Consider the following 17,417-nt stretch of genomic DNA (forward strand, 5'->3'; position numbering starts at 1 on the left):
GCCCGCAACGTTGGCGAAAATGAAACCCATTCACGATCACGAATCACGGCGCAAATAGCAGATTTTTGTCGTAAGGAAGACATAAAATGTTAGCGTAAGACATTAAGCCGTTTTCACTGACAGGAGTACGCGATGCAGCGCCGTTCAGCCACTTTAGAAGATGTCGCCCGCGAGGCGGGCGTTTCGCAGCAGACGGTGTCGCGGGTGGTCAATAACCCACAGATAGTGGCGCAGCGCACCCGTGAAAAGGTGCTGCGCGCGATGCAGACGCTGCACTATGTACCTAACCGTTCGGCACAGCTATTGGCGGGCAAAGCGGCGGCATCGATAGGGCTTATCACCGCGTCGTTGACCTTACACGCGCCGTCGCAAATTGCCGCGGCGGTGAAACGGTATGCCGGTGAGCAGGGGCTGGAGGTCGCCATCGCCATGCCGGCGCAAAGTGATTATCCGGCGCTGCAGGCGCGGCTGGATGAGTTTCGCGCCCAGCATATTCGAGGCGCCATTATCAGCCTGCCGCTGGAGAGCAGCGTCGCCGAACGGCTGGCGGCGGAAAATACGGATATCGCCTGTCTGTTTCTCGATGTCTCGCCGGAGACGGATGTCTCCTGCGTGCGTTTTGATCATCGTGATGGCTGCGGCGCCTGCGTGCGCCACCTTTGGGAATTAGGGCATCGCGAGTTTGGCCTGTTGGCCGGACCGGAAAGCTCGGTATCGGCGCGTATGCGCCTTGGCAGCTGGCGCGAGACGCTGCACCGGCTGGGGGTCAGTCAATCGATTACGGTGTTCGGCGACTGGAGCGCCGCCAGCGGCTGGCAAAAAACCTTCGAGTTGCTGCATAAAAACCCGAAATTAAGCGCGATCGTGGTCGCCAACGATCAGATGGCGCTCGGGGTGTTAAGCGCGCTGGCGCAGCTTAATCGGCGCGGCAGCCAGGCGATTTCGGTGACCGGCTATGACGATACGGCCGATAGCCTTTACTTTCAGCCGCCGCTTACCACCGTCGCCCAGGATTTTGATCTGTTAGGCCGCCGGGCGGTGGAGTTACTGATGCAGCAGATGGCGGCGCCGACCGGCCGCCTGCGCGAACTGCTGCCGGCGCGGCTGGTGGTACGCCAGTCGACGTGGCCGCTCGCGGCGCAGGGCAATACCGCGCCGCTGATCGCTGAACTCAAAGCGCTGGTAGAGAAGCTATGAGTACGTCTGCGGTTTAAGATTTATTGAACAAGGGCGTGCTAGCCTGCGAGTCAGACGTAGGAACTCACGACGCTTTTCTACGAAAACGCTAAATACAATCTACGATCTATCCATGCAAGCATTTATTCACCGCCAGTCACATGGCGGTTTTTTTTTGCCCATTTCCCCGGTCTCGTCGCTTGTCGATTTTATTATCTTCTGCTGTTTGTTGATAATTTGCGCTGATGGCGGCGTAAATACGTTGTTTTTCATGGCGTGGGTCTCGGCGATTCCCAGGTCTGTATTTTTTAAGGCAGCATAAAATGCTGATAGCTATCGGGATGGAAAAAACGGTCAGGGCTAACCATACTGATGACATTGTGACAGGTGGTGGTGCTTTCAATGAACGATGATTTTCAGGCGATTAAGAACGAATTTGCGAAGTATGCCGATGCGGCGCAAGGGACCGCGGTGGCTTTTGCCATGTATGAAGATTTAGCCCGACGGCTGGCAACTTACTTCCACAACCTCGATCAGCTTAACAAACGACGTTTTCTGCTGAAGCTGGAAGAGGGGGAACGCGAAATTGGCACCCAGGGCAGCTATGACTGGTATGGGGCGCTGACGCGCTTTTCATCGGCTGCTCATTAATCCCGCCACCTGATTTTTTCGCTTTAGTGCAATGAGGCTTTATGAAATTCCCTGGCGTACCGGAAAATGAAGAAGAAAGACTGAAATCGCTATATCTGGCGGACCTGCTCGATACCCGTGATGATGAGCGTTTCGAACGCCTCACCCGGCTGGCTAAAAAAATTTTTCAGGTGCCGGTGGTACTTATCAGCCTGCTCGACCGGGAACGGCAGTGGCTGCTCGCCTGTCAGGGGCTGGGGATTCGCCAGACCCGGCGCGATATCTCTTTTTGCGCCCACGCCATCTTGCAGGACGGCGCCTTCATCGTTAACGATGCGGTCAATGACGATCGTTTTTATGATAACCCGCTGGTGACGGGCGAACCCTATATCCGCTTCTACGCGGGCTATCCTGTCCATCTGCCCGATGGCGCCGTGGCCGGTACGCTATGCCTGATTCATACCACGCCGCGCGAGTTTAACGATGAAGAGATCGCCGTACTCAAGGATCTGGCGTATATCGTCGAGGATGAGTTCCAGGTGATTGGCATGGCGATGACCGACAGTCTGACCGGCATCGCTAACCGGCGCGGCTTTTACCGCATCGGCGATAAACGTTTCCGTACGCTTACCAGCAATGCAACGCCGTTTAGCCTGGTCTTTTTTGATCTCGATAAATTCAAACCCATTAACGATCTGTGGGGGCATGCGGAAGGTGACGAGGTGCTAAAAACCTTCGCGGCGTTTCTGGCGCAACATCTGCTGCCAGGCGAGGTTGTCGGCCGTTTAGGCGGCGATGAGTTCGCCGCCATCATTACCCGCAACGGGCGTGCCGACACATTCTTGCAAAAGCTGCGTGAGAGTGTCGATCATTACAACCAGACGTCAGGAAAACCCTATAACATTAATTACTCTTACGGCGAGCTACAGAGCGATGTCAGCCGTTATCCGATGCTCGGGGATATGCTAAAACAAAGCGATGAAGTGATGTATTCGCGCAAGCGTAGGAAAACCTTATAAACGCGATTATTCCGCCAGAGGATATTTTTTAAAAGCGGCTAAAGCCTCACATGCTTCGGCTAAACCATGTATATGTTTAAAATCGTGGGGCGGGATCGTCGTTGGGATCATGGCCTGAATAAATGACCAGACGACAGTACTGGTTATCATGACCTGATCAAGCTGTTGGGCGGTAGTGCGGCCGGCCAATCTTGCATCCCATTCATGACAAGCTGCCAGCAGTTGCTGTGTTACACGCTCAATCCATGGCTGATGCTGTTTTTCCGCCGGACGGAGGCGATGTTCATAAATATTTTGTACCGCCTTTTCGCTGGCAGCGAGAATAAACCCCAACAGTTGCAGATCCTCCGCTAACCGATGCGGATTTTTCGCTAACAGTTTACGCCTGGGTTCGGCCTGCATTTCGAAATATTGTAGAATCAGTGTCGAGTCCATTAATAACAAACCGTTATCCAGTACCGCCGTTGGCGCTTTAACAACCGGGTTAATTTGTGAAAACGCATCAAAGGTGCTGAATACTGATAAAGGAACGCTCACAAATTGTATGCCGTATAGTTCCAGTGAGATTGCAACACGCCTAACGTAAGGCGAATCCATCATACCAATAAGTTTCATCGTCATTTTTTTATTCCAGATTAACATCATTCTATTATCGGGAAATCATGTGTTCAGGCGCTGCCGATAAGCAGACCACCGCAGATTAGCGTAAACCGATAGCGACGAATATCATGGTTTTCTTATACAGAGCGTAAGTATTTCTGACATTAGCCGGCAAGGTGCAGAGAACAACAGATGTCGAATTATCCACCCATTGCAAGTTTACGCAGTTTCGAGGCCGTCGCCCGTCTTGGCAGCGTGACGCTAGCGGCGAAGGAACTGAATGTGACACATTCGGCGATTAGCCAGCAAATCAAAATCCTCGAGGAGCTTGTTGGGGTAAAACTCTTTATCCGCCAGGGGCGTGGCGTACAAATCAATGAAGAAGGGCGGCTGTACGCGCTGCAAATTCGCGAGGCTCTGCAGCATATCGCAGAGGCGACAAAGCTGGTACAAATTAAACCTCGGACGTTGGAACTTACGTTGTCAACACTACCTTCATTTGGCTGTCACTGGCTATTGCCGCGGCTAATGAGATTTCGCGAGAAATATCCTCATATCTTATTGCGGCTTCAGGCCAGCTTGACGGTGAGCGATCTGGAACAGGAAGGGATTGATATTGCTATCCGTATGGGGCGTGGTGAATGGGAAGGGGTTAAAAGTCATTTTCTCTTTGCGGATGAATTAATGGTTGTCGCCGCGCCAAATTATAACGGCGGCAAGCTGCCAGCGACGCCGGAGGAGGTGGCTGCGAGCAACATTATTTATTCGATGGAATCATGGAAAAGCTGGTGCCTGAACGCTGGGCTGGAGAAAGAGATCGAGCCAGGCGGACTACGGGTTAATGATTCAAATCTGGTTCTTGATGCGGTACGGCTGGGCGAAGGTATCGCTCTGGAGCGTAGATCTCTGGTTCAGGGGGCGCTGGATAGAGGAGAGTTGGTGCAGATAACGGCAATTACTGCGCCTTATCCCTGGCACTACTGGTTGGCGGTCTCTCCGTTGGCGGAGGAAAAGGAGGAGGCAGCGCTGTTTATCGGCTGGCTTTTTGACGAAATCACTATCTGGCAGCAACAACGGCAATAACGGTCTTTAAAAACAGAACGCCCCCTGGTGCAACAGCAGCAGGGGGCGCTTACGGGTGGGGATTATCGTCGTTCATCAGTCATCCCATTTGTGGCTTAGATACGCGGCCAGAAAACCAAAGAACAGGATTGTTCCCAGTACGGCCATAAAAACATGCATGTTTCCCAGCATGGTCTACCTCCATCTTATTTATGCGCTAATGTTGTCCTCATTGAACAGGGTTTACGGTTGTTGAATAGATAATATCCTGGTCAATCTAAACAAACGATTAACCAGAATGGCGTTAGGGTATATGAAATAAATTAACGCATCAGATGGCGCGTTCAAGCACAAATAAATACGCTTCGCGCGACCAGAACAGTGCGCTGCGGCGGCGTTCGACTGCCATGGTTTTGACTTCCCAGCCCTGCTGCGTGTACTCAGTGAGGAACCGGCTCATTTTGTCGGGATCGGCTTTCGCTTCGCCAAAAAACATACTGCCCAGCAGCCCCTCTTTATAGATAACGACGCGACACTCTTTTTTCATCAGCTTAATCCTTGCAGGTGTAAATCAACGACGCGAATTATTGTCGCTGGCCATCTTAATATTATCACTGACGGGTGGAAAACTTTTTTCGATATTGCAGCGGGCTCACGGCGAAATGCTGGCGAAAGTGATGACGTAGCGTACTGGCATTAGCGAAACCGCATATTTCGGCGATTCTGTCGATGCTGAGGCGGCTGTCGGTGAGCTGCTGGCGGGCGCGAAGCAACCGCTCATCGAGCAGCCAGCGGGCCGGTGATTTGCCGGTCGCCTGTTGAAAACGGCGCAAGAAAGTGCGCGGGCTCATATCCATCCGTTGCGCCAGCGAGGCGAGGGTATGGCTCTCAGCGAGATGCTGATGCAGGTAATCAAACAGCTGGCCGAGGCGCTGGCTTTCACGCGCTGTAGCCACCGGGCGAATCACCTGCTGCGCCTGCCCACCGTCGCGGTGCGGCGACACCACCAGCCGCCGGGCGACGATATTCGCCGCTTCATGGCCGAAATCTTCGCGCACCAGATGCAGACAGAGATCGATGCCCGCGGCGCTGCCGGCGGAGGTCATCAGCCGCGCATCGCCAACGTACAGCACGTCTTCCACCACCTCAATCAACGGAAAACGCTGCTGCAGCCGGGCAGTATAACGCCAATGGGTGGTGGCCTGCCGCCCATTGAGCAATCCGGCGGCGGCGAGCACAAACACCCCGGAACAGATAGAAACGATTCTGCAGCCGCGCGCGTACGCAGCCGCCAGCGCCTGGCACAACGCTTGAGGAACATCGCTTTCTATGCCACGCCAGCCGGGCACCACGATGGTATCCGCTTCATCAAGCAGCGCCAGCCCGCCATCGCTGACGATACGGATACCGCCGGTGGCGCGAAGCTCGCCATCATCGACGGCGGCGACCGCGAACCGATACCAGTTTTCCCCCATTTCCGGGCGCGGGAGGCCAAAAATCTCCACCGCCACGCCGAATTCAAAGGTACACAGGCCGTCATAGGCCAGAACGACGACTTTTGGTGGTGACAGTGTCACATTGCGGGTTGTCAGGATTTCAGCGTTTTCTGTCATCAATAGGGGCGGTGGTCCGGGTACGGTGGTGGTTAAAGTAGTGTTACCACAGACAAGGAGAATACGCCATGAGTGTTGTAAGCCAATTTACACCAGCCGCCCCGGTCGATGCCGCTGCCTGGTTTGCCCATAAACTGAGTTTCGAAACCGACTGCGCGGATGTCCATCACGCCATGCAGCACGGCGAACAGGACTTTGTGCTACTGCACGTGATTGGCAGTCATGATGTGTTTGCCCGTCGCCACCTGCCTGGCGCGCTGCATCTGCCGCATCGCGAGATCAATGCCGCGCGAATGGCGCAGTGGCCCGCGGAAACGCTGTTTGTTGTCTATTGCGCCGGGCCGCACTGCAACGGCGCGGATATTGCCGCCTTGAAGCTGGCGCAGCTTGGCAGACCGGTAAAAATGATGCTCGGCGGCCTCACCGGTTGGGCGGATGAGGGGTTCGCATTTAGCGTCAGCGAAACGAGCAACATGAAATAAATTCAACAGCCATGAATTTTTCTCGTTTGCCGATGCTCTCTCCGCATGACAGTATCTGGACATATAGACATCCAGAAGTCTAAAAATTCAAATAATGAATTATCACGGCGGGCAACTACCTGCCTGCCGTTAAGGAGAGAACATGCAACGTCACCAGGCCCCGTTCCGCGCAGATATTGTTGGCAGTTTTTTACGTCCTGACGCTATTAAGCAGGCGCGCCTGCAGCTGGCGGAAGGCAATATTGATGCCGGCCATCTGCGTGAAATTGAGAATGAAGCCATCCGCCAACTGGTTCAGCAGCAGTGCGATTGCGGCCTGCACGTGGTGACCGACGGTGAGTTCCGGCGTGCGTGGTGGCACTTCGACTTCTTCGACGGTCTGGAAGGCGTGGAACGTTACGATTCAGAGAAAGGTATTCAGTTCAACGGCGTGCAGACTAAAGCGCACGGCGTGCGCGTGACCGGTAAACTGGGCTTCGGCAACCATCCAATGCTGGAAGATTTCCGCTTTTTGAAAAGCGTCAGTGGCAATGCGCAGCCGAAAATGACCATACCCAGCCCCAGCGTGCTGCACTTCCGCGGCGGGCGTAAAGATATCGATAGCACGGTATACCCGGACCTGGCCGAATACTTCGACGATTTAGCAACCACCTGGCGTGACGCGATCCGCGCTTTCTATGACGCTGGCTGCCGTTATCTGCAACTCGATGACACCGTCTGGGCCTATTTATGTTCAGACGAACAACGCCAGCAGGTACGCGAGCGCGGTGACGATCCGGACGAACTGGCGCGTACCTATGCCCGGGTGCTGAATAAAGCGCTGGAAGGGAAACCGCAGGATCTGACCGTTGGTCTGCACGTCTGTCGCGGTAACTTCCGTTCGACCTGGATTTCAGAAGGCGGCTACGAGCCCGTGGCGGAAATTCTCTTCGGCGGCGTCAACATCGATGCGTTCTTCCTCGAATATGATAATGACCGTTCCGGTGATTTTGCCCCGCTGCGCTTTATCCGTCCAGGTCATCAGCAGGTGGTACTGGGGCTGATTACCACCAAGAATGGCGAGCTGGAAAACCCGGAAGGCGTGAAGGCGCGCCTGCAGGAGGCGGCGCAGTATGTGCCGCTGGAGCAGATTTGCCTGAGCCCGCAGTGCGGCTTTGCCTCCACCGAAGAGGGCAATTCGTTAAGCGAAGCCCAGCAGTGGGATAAAGTGCGGCTGGTCACAGGGATCGCCGCCCAGGTCTGGTAAGGAGATAGCCCGCATTAAGCGGGCTTTTTCTATTTGCGCAGCAGGCGCTGTAGGCGTGCCTGTCGCCAGTGGCGGATCCACCCGGCAAAGACAAACAGACGTAATCCCCGTAGTAGCAATAATGCACCCCAGACGATCGCCACCCATACTGACCAGTAGACATCCGGTTGGGTGAATTGATTAATCACCAGCAACAAAACGCAAACCGTGACCGCCACGCTCAGCGAGCGGAAAAAACGGCTCTCCTGATGCAGACGGCTTTTCGCTTCTTCGATCCGTAAATCGAGCGACGCTTCGTGACCGACAGGCGCATCGTCGCTGAGTTCAGCCACATTTATCTCAAACACCGCCGCCAGGGCGCTCAGGGTTTCTAACCCCGGGCGATCGCCGTTTTCGATCCTCTGGATAGTGCGAACGCTGACGCCAGCCAGTTCGGCAAGCTGTTCCTGGGACCAGGCGCGCTGCAGACGTAATTGTTTGACTCGGGTACTGCTATTCATGATGTTAATCTCCGGATGGGAACCTGAGACCAGTGTGGTTTTTTAGCCTGCCGGGCGCCACGACAGGCACCCGACAGACAGGCGACAGCAACCCGACAGCCGCATGACGCGCGGCTTACGCCTGTACGGTTTGCCACGGACGCACGTTCATGCCGCGGAAAATCATCAGCCAGGCGGCGACGATCGCCAGCATTAAAATGAAGAATAGCGACCAGTGCGGCAGATGGGTGAGGATTATCCCGGTTAGCATCGGATTGAAAGCCGCGCCTAACCAGCCTAATGACTGGGCGGAAAAGTAGCTGGCTTTCATACCGGGTGGGGCAATCTGATCGATCAGCATATATTCGCCCGGCGCATAAATAATTTCGCCAAGGGTAAAGATGGCAGCGGAAATGCCCCACATCAGCAGATTATTACCGGAGAGGATAAACCCGCCGAGACCCAACACATAGCACAGGGTGCCGAAGGTCATCAGCGGGCGGATGTTTCGCGCCGAAAGCCGTCGCCCGACGGCATATTGCAACGCGACGACCACCGCGGCGTTGACCGGCAGCACTACCGCGACCACTTTTTCCGCGAAGTCGCTGGTGCCTGCGGCCAGCACATACTGCGAAATGCAGGAGGCGAAAGAGCCGCCGACAAATGACGCCAGCAAGCCGGAAAAGGTAAACCACAGCAAGGCGCGGTCGCGCAAAAGCACCGACGGCGTCCACTGCGGCGTGATGCCTTCCGCACTGGCGGCAGAGGTGCGCTCGACGAAGAGCTGAATAAACACCAGCGGGAAAGCGGCGCACAGCGCGGCCAGCCAGAAAGGCAGGTTAATACTCTGCATTACCAGCAGGGTGCCGATTGGCGGCCCAACGGTCCAGCCGATATTGAGGAAGGTATAGTTGAGCGAAAAGATGCGCGCTTTTTTCTCCGGCGTCAGCACGTCGGCAAACCAGGCTTTCAGTACCGTGGAGAAAACCGAATAGGCGCAGTTGATCAATGAGAAAAAGAACACCACCAGCGCCACGCTATTGACCGCGGGGATGGCGATAAAGCCCACGATAAACGCCACGATGGCGATCAGCATATAGCGTTTTTTGTCGAACTTATCGGCAAGAATACCGAAGCCCATGCTGAAGATAACGCCGACGACCAGCGCGACGGAGAGCGCATAGCCAATGACATCGACTTCCAGCTGGAACCGACGGGTGAGATAAATCGTCATAAAAGGAAGCGTTGCGCCGCGGCCGATGGTTAACAGCAACGACGACGCCAACAGCGCTACCGTTGAGCGCCTGATGGTGGTTGTCATTTTTTCCTTGCCCGATGATGTGTTTTATTTTTGTTGTGCCCGATCACAAATAGCATGCTAACTGAGCCTTGTATAGCGGGCTCCGTGTCGGAAAGTGCCTTCAGCACCTGCTAAAAATAATGATCTGTTCGAGCGGCGGGAATTTGGTTACTTTGACGGTGGTCATCGTTGACCAGGAAGACAGGGGCTTCGTATGACGCGCAGAGATGGACTGCTGGCAATGCTGGTAGTGGTGGTGTGGGGGCTTAATTTTGTGGTGATTAAGCTCGGGTTACACAATATGCCGCCGCTGATGCTGGCGGGGTTACGTTTTTTATTGGTGGCGTTTCCGGCGCTGCTGTTCGTTGCGCGGCCCAAAATACCGCTGCGTCTGCTGCTGGGCTACGGCCTGACCATCAGTTTCGGCCAGTTCGCCTTTTTATTCTGCGCGATCAACCTCGGTATGCCGGCCGGGCTGGCTTCTCTGGTGCTGCAGGCGCAGGCCTTTTTCACAATCGTGCTGGGCGCTTTTGTCTTTGGCGAGCGGTTACAGGGAAAGCAGGTTGCCGGTATCGCGCTGGCGATTTTTGGCGTCCTGGTACTGGTTGAGGCCAGCCTCGGTGGCCAGCACGTGCCGCTGGTCGGTTTTATGCTGACTCTGGCGGCGGCGTTTAGCTGGGCCTGCGGTAACATTTTCAACAAGAAGATTATGTCTCAGCAGCACAGGCCGCCGATTATGTCGCTGGTGGTGTGGAGCGCGTTGATTCCGGTTTTACCGTTTATGCTGGCGTCGGGTATTGTTGATGGGCCGCAGGCGATGGCGGAGAGCCTGGTGAATATCGACGCCACGACCGTGCTATCGCTCATGTATCTGGCGTTTGTCGCCACTATTGTTGGTTACGGTATCTGGGGAGTGCTGCTGGGACGTTATGAAACCTGGCGGGTGGCGCCGTTGTCGCTGTTGGTGCCGGTGGTCGGGATGGCCAGCGCGGCTCTGCTACTCGGTGAACGGCTCAATGGCCTGCAGCTGTTGGGGGCGGCGCTGATTATGGGCGGGCTCTACATTAACGTGTTTGGTCTGCGGCTGGTGCGCCCGGGCGCGGCGCGGGATAAAAAAGCCCCGCGTTAGCGGGGCCCAGGAGATATCAGAACAAGTGGAGCATTAGTTGTAATACGGTACGCCCAGCTCATCCGATTTATCATTGCCGGCAGCCATGTGATTAAAATCAAACGGCGAGTCGTTATGTTCCGAAGGAATAATCATCGCATCCCGGTTATTGTGGCGAACCGGAGTGGTGGTTTGCTCCGCGTAACTCTGGCCTGCAGCCAGCGCCATTAGCACGATGGCGGCGGTAGCGAATAATTTCATGATTTCCTCGATACGTCTTTATGCAGGCGATTAACAACAATAATTATTTAGCGGCATCAGGTAGCGGGATTCTCCCGGAACGTTGGTGATGCGATATTTGTGCGGCGGAACATCGAAGTAGTTTTTAAACGTTCGCGTCAGCGTCTGTTGCGATTCAAAACCGTAACGTTCAGCCAGATACAAAATAGGCTCGTTGCTCTGCTTGAGTTTTTGCGCAATCTCCGTCAGCTTACGACTGCGGATGTACTGGCCCAGCGAGTGGCCGGTCTCTTTCTTGAACATTCTTTGCAGGTGCCATTTGGAGTAACCTGAGCGCTCCGAAACTTTCTCCAGCGACAATGGAGATTCCAGGTTCTCTTCGATCCACGACAAAATACTATGGATAGTGATGGCGTCGTTATTGCGTCTGGACATCATCTTACCTCTTCTTATTACGGCAGGACTTTCTTGAGCAGTTGCTCAAGCATGACCACTTCGTCTGCCGTTAGATTTTTTGTTAGTTCCTGGTGCAATTTTTGACCCACAACCTGATGACAGTGCTCACAAAGGGCTGCGCCTTCTGGAGTCAGTTGCACCAGAATACCGCGCTTGTCATTGGGGTTGGGCAACCGTTCTATCCAGCCTTTGCAGACGAGTCTGTCGAGCATGCGCGTCATTGCGCCTGGATCGACCGACAGAACGGTCTTCAGCTCAACGGGTGTCGTACATACCTCGCAGCGAATGGAACAGAGCACCCGAAATTGGGTAGCGGTGATATCCATGGGTGAAAGGTAGTCGTTGAGCAGTCGATCTTTTTTCTGGTTAACCATCTGGATCAATCGGCCGAGAGGGATCATCTCGTTGAACAGATTGTTGGTGTTTTCCATGATAGTTGCCCAGGCAATTATTTAGTTGCGATGGATATTATTGCCGTGGCAATCATAAGTCAACATTATGAATTCGCCGATGCCACGATTTGCTAAAGAACGATAATTTGATGGTGGTCACTTTTTTCCATTTTACTAACGCTTGTTATTTTTTATAAGCGTGATTTTTTCATGGGGTGTGGCATCTGCGCTGCTGCTGTCGATATACTCACGGGGTGAAACTGTACTGAAAAAATGATACTTAACGGGATGTTGACTCACTATGCTGGAACTCTTTAAAGCAATAGGGATCGGTCTGGCGGTGATTTTACCGCTGGCGAACCCGCTCACCACCGTGGCGCTGTTCCTCGGCCTGGCGGGCAATATGAACAACGCCGAGCGTAACCGGCAATCGTTGATGGCATCGGTGTATGTCTTCGCGATCCTGATGGTGGCGTGGTATGCCGGCCAGGTGGTCATGAATACCTTCGGTATTTCCATTCCCGGTCTGCGTATCGCCGGCGGGCTGATCGTGGCTTTTATCGGTTTTCGTATGCTGTTTCCGCAGCAGAAAGCCCATGATTCGATGGAAGCGAAGATCAAATCGGAAGAACTGCAGGATGAACCCACGGCGAATATCGCCTTCGTGCCGTTGGCGATGCCCAGCACCGCCGGGCCGGGCACCATTGCGATGATTATCAGCTCCGCTTCGACGGTGAAGCACGGCGTCGATTTCCCTGATTGGGTCGTACTGGCGGCGCCGCCGATTATCTTCGCGCTGGTGGGGATCATTCTGTGGGGCTGCCTGCGAAGTTCCGGGGCAATCATGCGGCTGGTGGGGAAAGGCGGCATAGAAGCGATTTCCCGCCTGATGGGTTTCCTGCTGGTCTGTATGGGGGTTCAGTTCATCATTAACGGCGTGCTGGAGATTATCACCAACTATCACGCCTGATCGCGATAACTTTCTGAAAGGCCCGGCGACGTGTCTGTTTCGGGCCTTTTGGGGATAGGATGTCGGCGCCGCGGGCGGCATTGACCGCCCGCGTCGTTATCATGAGTGATGCGCTTGCTGTTCATCAAGCGGCGTTGGCCAGCGGCGAAAAATCATCACTGCCCAGACCAGCGCCACCAGCGCCGGCACTGCGCCAACGTAGCCTATCGCCGACATCGACAGCTGCGTACTCACCTGACTGCCGACCAGCGCGCCGGCGCCAATACCAATATTGAAAATACCCGAAAACAGCGACATCGCGACATCGGTAGCATCCGAAGCCAGTGCCAGCACTTTCACCTGCATGCCGAGGCCGATGACCATTATCGCGATCCCCCAAAACACGCTGAGCAGCATCAGCTGGTTGGCGTTCCGTGAGGCGGGTAGCAGTAACAGCAGGCATATTAGCAACAGGCCGATAGCGGTGGTAATCAGCCCTGAAGCATAGTGATTGCCCAGCTTGCCGAAGATAATACTGCCGATAATACCTGCGCCGCCGAGCACTAACAGCAGTAGGGTGGCGAAGTTACCGCTAAGGCCAGCGACGGTTTGAACGAAGGGTTCAATATAGCTGTATGCCGTGTAGTGCGCGGTCACCACGATAACCGTCAGCAGATAAATGCCGAGCAGCGCCGGACGGCGGAACAGCACCGGCAGGCTCTTCAGCGAACCGGAATGTTCGCTTGGCAGCGCCGGCAATAGTTTAGCCAGGCACACCAGCGTCGCTAAAGCGCCAAGACCAATGGCCAGGAAGGTGGTTCGCCAGCCGAAATATTGCCCGACGATACGGCCAATAGGAATGCCGAACACCATGGCCAGCGCGGTACCGGTGGCGATTAGGCTTAGCGCCTGGGCGCGCTTGCCGGGCGGGGCCATACGGATAGCCAGCGCCGAGGTGATCGACCAGAACACCGCATGGGCGAAGGCGATACCAATGCGGCTTACTACCAGCACCGTGAAGTTCCACGCGAAAAACGACAAGACGTGGCTGGCGATAAATAACACGAACAGGCCAATGAGCAGGCGACGGCGCTCCATTTGGCTGGTCAGCAGCATGAACGGCAGCGACATCAATGCCACTACCCAGGCATAAATGGTCAGCATGATCCCGACCTGGGCCGTTTCCATGCCGAAGCTGTCGGCGATATCAGACAGCAAACCGACCGGAGCAAATTCCGTGGTATTAAAGATAAAGGCGGCAATTGCCAGCGTGACGACCCGCAGCCACGCGACTCTGCGTGAGACCGTATTTGTAAGCATAAATTCCGGGCTGGTAGTAATGAGAAGAAGAGAAGGCGATCTTAAAACGAATGCTGCTGAAAATACAATCACTTTGTGATCTGTGTCTCATTTTATGCTGACGCCTGTGCCTGCTAACAACTTAATTTTTCAGCTAATAGTGTGCACCCGCGCTTTCTGTGTCATGTTGATAGACGATAAAAAAGGGGAGCACGATGAAAGAAATTAGTTTTTACCTGGTCGATGCCTTCAGCGATCGCAATTTTGGCGGCAACGCCGCGGCGGTGTGCCCGCTCAGCGAATGGCTGCCTGATGAAACGCTTTTAAAAATGGCGCAGCAGCATAATCAATCCGAAACGGCGTTTTTTGTTCGTACCGACAGCGGCTATGAGCTGCGCTGGTTCACGACCCTGGATGAGATTAATCTCTGCGGTCACGCCACCCTCGCGGCATCGCACGTGATTTTTGAATATCTCGATCACCCTTCGGCAACCATCGTATTCAGCACCCGTTTTGTCGGTGAGCTGCGGGTGACGCGCAGCGGCGATTGGCTGACGCTGGATTTCCCGGCCTGGCAAACGACGCCGGTGCATGACGTACCGACGGCACTGTTCGCCGGGTTGGGTATCGATGATGCGCTGGAGGTGCGGGAAGGGCGTGATTACCTGGTGGTGCTACGCGACCGGGCGCAGGTTGAAGCGGTACGTCCGAATATGGCGCTGCTGGAGACGCTGGATAAGCGGATTTGCATCAGCGCCGCCGACGAAGAGTATGACTTTGTTAGCCGCTTTTTCTGTCCCGGTGATGGGGTGCCGGAGGATCCGGTAACCGGTTCAACCCACAGTATGCTGATCCCCTACTGGGGAGCGAAGCTCAATAAAACCGACCTGCTGGCGCGCCAGGTGTCGGCGCGCAGCGGCGAGCTGCGCTGCCAGTGGCGCGATGACCGCGTATTGATTAGCGGCCAGGCGACCACCTATCTGCGCGGCACGGTCTATTTGCGCGAAAGTTAACGATAGTTTCCCCGGCTGACGCAGCGCTTAGCCGGGCAATCCTAACTAAGCGAGGTGCCGCCGCACATTACCAGCTCTTGTCCGGTCATGGCCGCGGCTCCTTCGCTAAGAAGCCAGCTCACCAGCGACACCACCTCCTGTGGCTTAATCAATCTACCGAGCGGCGGCGTCTTCGGCGGCGAACTCTCCCGCCCTGGCTGGCGCAGCATTGGCGTATCGGTGGCGCCGGGGGCGACCACGTTAACGGTAATGCCCGCCGCGGCAAGTTCCGCCGCCCAGCTTCTCGCCAGCGCCACCAGCGCCGCTTTGGTTGCCGTATACTGAGAACGGCCTGCCGCTCCGCGAGAGGTTCGGCTACCCAAAAGGATAATCCGACCGCCGCGGCTCATAACGGGCGCAAAGCGGTTGGCTAAGGTCTGCGCTGCATCCACATGCAGACGCCATAACGTCTCGCCACGTAGTGCGTCAAGTTCTCCTAGCGGCGCCGCCGCCATCATACCGGCGGCATGGATAATCGCCTGCGGCGTCGGTACCGACGACAGAGCATCAACCAGCGCCTGGCGATCGCTCACATCGACTGCCAGATGCCTGAAGCCTTCATGAGCGAACGGCGGCGCGGAGCGGCTTAGCCCGAGCACCTGCCAGCCCTCCGCCAGCAGTTGCCCCACAATCGCCGCGCCGATCCCCGAGCTGGCGCCTGTGACCAGTGCCTGCTTCATGGCGCCTCCAGCATGCTGCGCGGTACTTTAAACACCGCTTTCCTCACCGGGGCGGGTATTGCAAAGGCGCACAGCGCCTGGTGTGGTTCGCCGGGCAGAAAGACCGCGAAGTCGCCGGCATGCAAATGCAGCGTGACGCTTTGCGGCGTCAGCTGGCTGATAAAGAGATCTGGTTTGCGTTGTTCATCGTCGGGTTGGCCGCTGTACAGCGTACCGGCATGAATAGTCTCCTTTCCGCTTAAAATGACCTGAATATCGGCCCACTGGTGGTGGTATTCGGTATGTCGCTGTTCTGCCGCCTGGGTTTGCGCGGTGCCGATGGTGCAGTACCAGTCGCTATCAGCAGGCTGAAAGCGACCATCTTCACGCGCTGCCAGGGCGGCAAGAGAACATTCAGGACGGCTGAGGATTTGCCGTAACGCCAGTGGCAACCCCGCCTGAGGCAGGACATTCAGATTACCGATGATCATGCGATTTCTCCTTTCACCCACTGCGGCGACACGCGGACATACTTGATGGCCTGTCGGTACCAGGTATAGGCAATGTGTAAATTACCGTCTTCACCCTGTTTAATACTGGGGTAGGAGAATTCGCGGTTCAGTTTTTGTTCGGAATTGTTGGTCATACAGTAGCCGTCGCCCTCATCAAGGTTGCGCATCCATGGCCAGCTTTTACCGCCGTCAGCGGAAATCGCCACGGTCATTGGCGCACGCGGCGCGCCCCAGAAGGCGGTTTTGCCAGTGCGTTCAGGCTCTTTACGACCGTCATCATCTTCTATTTCATCGTATAACGATGCCCGACGCTCGCTGGCGCCTGCTGCGCTCATGTTATTGAACACCAGTGCCAGATCGCCGTTGCTCAGCGTGGTAGCCTGAATGGACGAGTTATTGTTTGGCAGCGTGGTGGGGATCGGCGCTGACCAACTTTCGCCAAAATCTGTCGACCGGCTGTACCAGATGTGATCGGCCCAGCGGCTGCGGAAGAAGGCGGCCAGCGAGCCATCGGCCAGCGGGGTGATATTCATATGCACGCAGCCGAGGCTCTGCGGTACCGCCACGTCGCGCCAGCTCTTGCCGCCATCGGCTGAGATTTTTACCGCGCTCACATCATCGTTACCGACCCATTTCTCCCCCGGCCGGGTACGACAATAGAAAACCGGCAGCAACCAGTTGCCGTTGGGCATCACGCTGATGGGTTGCCGGATAAAGGTGCCGGGTTCATCGAGCAGGGTGCCGATCGTGCCCCAGTGCTTTCCGCCATCGCGCGACTGGCGATAACGCACAATAGCGGTGTCCTGATTGCCGGCGTGTTGCGCGGTCCATAACAGCCACAGCACGCCATCTGGAGCCTGAAACAGTACCGGGTTCTGTTCCGAACGGTCCGGATCGTCGGATAATTTTACTGCTTCGCTCCACGTTGTGGCGCCCGGCGCTAAACGCGCCCCCCAGACTGAAATATCCGCTTTTCCTTCCTGCGAACCGCCAAACCATACGCACAGCAGCGTGCCATCGGGCAGCGGCAGAAGATTGGCGGCATGGTTTTGCGGGCAGCCGGAGGGCAACATTGCCCATGCCAGATGAGGATCCTGTTGGTGTTGGCGAATTACGCCGTCAAAAGTTGGGGTGGTGGTCATT

The 17,417-nt window shown here is 55.6% G+C and carries 22 protein-coding genes; 9 read left to right on the forward strand and 13 right to left on the reverse strand.

Going from position 1 to position 17,417, the window contains the following annotated elements:
- Positions 1 to 132 precede the first annotated feature (132 nt).
- The 3 genes from ABLU80_RS03570 (at position 133) to ABLU80_RS03580 (ending at position 2,825) form a co-directional block, all read left to right on the forward strand.
- Complete coding sequence (locus tag ABLU80_RS03570; RefSeq protein ID WP_045365781.1) at positions 133 to 1,197, forward strand: LacI family DNA-binding transcriptional regulator; 1,065 nt, start codon at positions 133 to 135, stop codon at positions 1,195 to 1,197.
- A 381-nt stretch (positions 1,198 to 1,578) separates the two neighbouring features.
- On the forward strand, positions 1,579 to 1,827 hold the full coding sequence (locus ABLU80_RS03575) for a hypothetical protein (protein WP_015705306.1): 249 nt from the start codon (positions 1,579 to 1,581) through the stop codon (positions 1,825 to 1,827).
- 41 nt (positions 1,828 to 1,868) lie between these two features.
- Positions 1,869 to 2,825 (forward strand): sensor domain-containing diguanylate cyclase, encoded by a 957-nt coding sequence (locus ABLU80_RS03580; protein ID WP_032705756.1) that lies wholly within the window; start codon positions 1,869 to 1,871, stop codon positions 2,823 to 2,825.
- 6 nt (positions 2,826 to 2,831) lie between these two features.
- Here the strand turns inward: ABLU80_RS03580 and ABLU80_RS03585 are convergent, their stop codons facing one another.
- On the reverse strand, positions 2,832 to 3,440 hold the full coding sequence (locus ABLU80_RS03585; protein ID WP_047042869.1) for a glutathione S-transferase family protein: 609 nt from the start codon (positions 3,438 to 3,440) through the stop codon (positions 2,832 to 2,834).
- Positions 3,441 to 3,617: 177 nt separating this feature from the next.
- Here ABLU80_RS03585 and ABLU80_RS03590 point away from each other — a divergent pair, with 177 nt between their 5' ends.
- Positions 3,618 to 4,508, forward strand: coding sequence for a LysR substrate-binding domain-containing protein (locus ABLU80_RS03590; RefSeq protein ID WP_020078931.1), 891 nt, complete (start codon positions 3,618 to 3,620; stop codon positions 4,506 to 4,508).
- 75 nt (positions 4,509 to 4,583) lie between these two features.
- On the opposite strand, the gene mgtS is transcribed toward ABLU80_RS03590, so the two are convergent.
- From mgtS to ftrA, 3 genes are all read right to left on the reverse strand, one after another.
- A complete protein-coding gene (gene mgtS, locus ABLU80_RS03595) occupies positions 4,584 to 4,679 on the reverse strand; it encodes a protein MgtS (protein WP_004102377.1) in 96 nt (31 codons plus the stop codon).
- A 139-nt stretch (positions 4,680 to 4,818) separates the two neighbouring features.
- A complete protein-coding gene (locus ABLU80_RS03600; RefSeq protein WP_015366741.1) occupies positions 4,819 to 5,034 on the reverse strand; it encodes a DUF4177 domain-containing protein in 216 nt (71 codons plus the stop codon).
- A 64-nt stretch (positions 5,035 to 5,098) separates the two neighbouring features.
- Positions 5,099 to 6,100 (reverse strand): transcriptional regulator FtrA, encoded by a 1,002-nt coding sequence (ftrA, locus tag ABLU80_RS03605; RefSeq protein WP_047076479.1) that lies wholly within the window; start codon positions 6,098 to 6,100, stop codon positions 5,099 to 5,101.
- Between the two features lie 68 nt (positions 6,101 to 6,168).
- On the opposite strand from ftrA, the gene ABLU80_RS03610 reads away from it, so the two are divergent.
- Both ABLU80_RS03610 and ABLU80_RS03615 read left to right on the forward strand, forming a co-directional pair.
- Positions 6,169 to 6,582, forward strand: coding sequence for a rhodanese-like domain-containing protein (locus tag ABLU80_RS03610; RefSeq protein WP_032705757.1), 414 nt, complete (start codon positions 6,169 to 6,171; stop codon positions 6,580 to 6,582).
- A 142-nt stretch (positions 6,583 to 6,724) separates the two neighbouring features.
- Positions 6,725 to 7,828: a cobalamin-independent methionine synthase II family protein gene (locus ABLU80_RS03615; protein ID WP_042897583.1), complete on the forward strand. Its 1,104-nt coding sequence runs from the start codon at positions 6,725 to 6,727 to the stop codon at positions 7,826 to 7,828.
- 29 nt (positions 7,829 to 7,857) lie between these two features.
- On the opposite strand, the gene ABLU80_RS03620 is transcribed toward ABLU80_RS03615, so the two are convergent.
- Both ABLU80_RS03620 and ydeE read right to left on the reverse strand, forming a co-directional pair.
- Positions 7,858 to 8,328 (reverse strand): helix-turn-helix domain-containing protein, encoded by a 471-nt coding sequence (locus ABLU80_RS03620; RefSeq protein WP_045387754.1) that lies wholly within the window; start codon positions 8,326 to 8,328, stop codon positions 7,858 to 7,860.
- A gap of 115 nt (positions 8,329 to 8,443) precedes the next feature.
- Positions 8,444 to 9,628 (reverse strand): efflux MFS transporter YdeE, encoded by a 1,185-nt coding sequence (gene ydeE / locus ABLU80_RS03625; RefSeq protein WP_015705311.1) that lies wholly within the window; start codon positions 9,626 to 9,628, stop codon positions 8,444 to 8,446.
- Between the two features lie 193 nt (positions 9,629 to 9,821).
- On the opposite strand from ydeE, the gene eamA reads away from it, so the two are divergent.
- Positions 9,822 to 10,736 (forward strand): O-acetylserine/cysteine exporter, encoded by a 915-nt coding sequence (gene eamA, locus ABLU80_RS03630; RefSeq protein WP_047058811.1) that lies wholly within the window; start codon positions 9,822 to 9,824, stop codon positions 10,734 to 10,736.
- A 33-nt stretch (positions 10,737 to 10,769) separates the two neighbouring features.
- Here eamA and marB read toward each other — a convergent pair whose 3' ends face one another.
- Genes marB through marR form a run of 3 tightly spaced genes read right to left on the reverse strand, consistent with a single transcriptional unit; the run spans position 10,770 to position 11,842 of the window.
- Entirely contained in the window at positions 10,770 to 10,976 is a 207-nt protein-coding gene (marB, locus tag ABLU80_RS03635) for a multiple antibiotic resistance protein MarB (protein WP_015366734.1), read from the reverse strand.
- A 30-nt stretch (positions 10,977 to 11,006) separates the two neighbouring features.
- Positions 11,007 to 11,390 (reverse strand): MDR efflux pump AcrAB transcriptional activator MarA, encoded by a 384-nt coding sequence (gene marA, locus ABLU80_RS03640; RefSeq protein WP_015366733.1) that lies wholly within the window; start codon positions 11,388 to 11,390, stop codon positions 11,007 to 11,009.
- A 17-nt stretch (positions 11,391 to 11,407) separates the two neighbouring features.
- Entirely contained in the window at positions 11,408 to 11,842 is a 435-nt protein-coding gene (gene marR / locus ABLU80_RS03645) for a multiple antibiotic resistance transcriptional regulator MarR (RefSeq protein ID WP_015366732.1), read from the reverse strand.
- Between the two features lie 262 nt (positions 11,843 to 12,104).
- Between marR and ABLU80_RS03650 the strand changes: the two genes are divergently transcribed.
- A complete protein-coding gene (locus ABLU80_RS03650; protein WP_015366731.1) occupies positions 12,105 to 12,773 on the forward strand; it encodes a MarC family NAAT transporter in 669 nt (222 codons plus the stop codon).
- Between the two features lie 99 nt (positions 12,774 to 12,872).
- Here ABLU80_RS03650 and ABLU80_RS03655 read toward each other — a convergent pair whose 3' ends face one another.
- The gene (locus ABLU80_RS03655) at positions 12,873 to 14,072 is read right to left on the reverse strand and encodes a sugar transporter (RefSeq protein ID WP_260841542.1); all 1,200 of its coding nucleotides are present in this window, start codon (positions 14,070 to 14,072) and stop codon (positions 12,873 to 12,875) included.
- 194 nt (positions 14,073 to 14,266) lie between these two features.
- Between ABLU80_RS03655 and ABLU80_RS03660 the strand changes: the two genes are divergently transcribed.
- Positions 14,267 to 15,064, forward strand: coding sequence for a PhzF family phenazine biosynthesis protein (locus ABLU80_RS03660; protein ID WP_020078923.1), 798 nt, complete (start codon positions 14,267 to 14,269; stop codon positions 15,062 to 15,064).
- A 41-nt stretch (positions 15,065 to 15,105) separates the two neighbouring features.
- Here ABLU80_RS03660 and ABLU80_RS03665 read toward each other — a convergent pair whose 3' ends face one another.
- Genes ABLU80_RS03665 through ABLU80_RS03675 form a run of 3 tightly spaced genes read right to left on the reverse strand, consistent with a single transcriptional unit; the run spans position 15,106 to position 17,416 of the window.
- On the reverse strand, positions 15,106 to 15,783 hold the full coding sequence (locus ABLU80_RS03665; RefSeq protein WP_348849706.1) for an SDR family oxidoreductase: 678 nt from the start codon (positions 15,781 to 15,783) through the stop codon (positions 15,106 to 15,108).
- Positions 15,780 to 16,253, reverse strand: a complete 474-nt coding sequence (locus tag ABLU80_RS03670; protein ID WP_348849708.1) for a YhcH/YjgK/YiaL family protein — start codon at positions 16,251 to 16,253, stop codon at positions 15,780 to 15,782. Before ABLU80_RS03670 ends, ABLU80_RS03665 begins: the two co-directional genes overlap by 4 nt.
- A complete protein-coding gene (locus ABLU80_RS03675) occupies positions 16,250 to 17,416 on the reverse strand; it encodes an exo-alpha-sialidase (protein ID WP_348849709.1) in 1,167 nt (388 codons plus the stop codon). The genes ABLU80_RS03670 and ABLU80_RS03675 overlap by 4 nt, the downstream gene beginning before the upstream one ends.
- Position 17,417 lies beyond the last annotated feature (1 nt).

The sequence above is a fragment of the Klebsiella sp. CN_Kp104 genome, assembly GCF_040064515.1.
Taxonomy (GTDB): domain Bacteria; phylum Pseudomonadota; class Gammaproteobacteria; order Enterobacterales; family Enterobacteriaceae; genus Klebsiella; species Klebsiella aerogenes.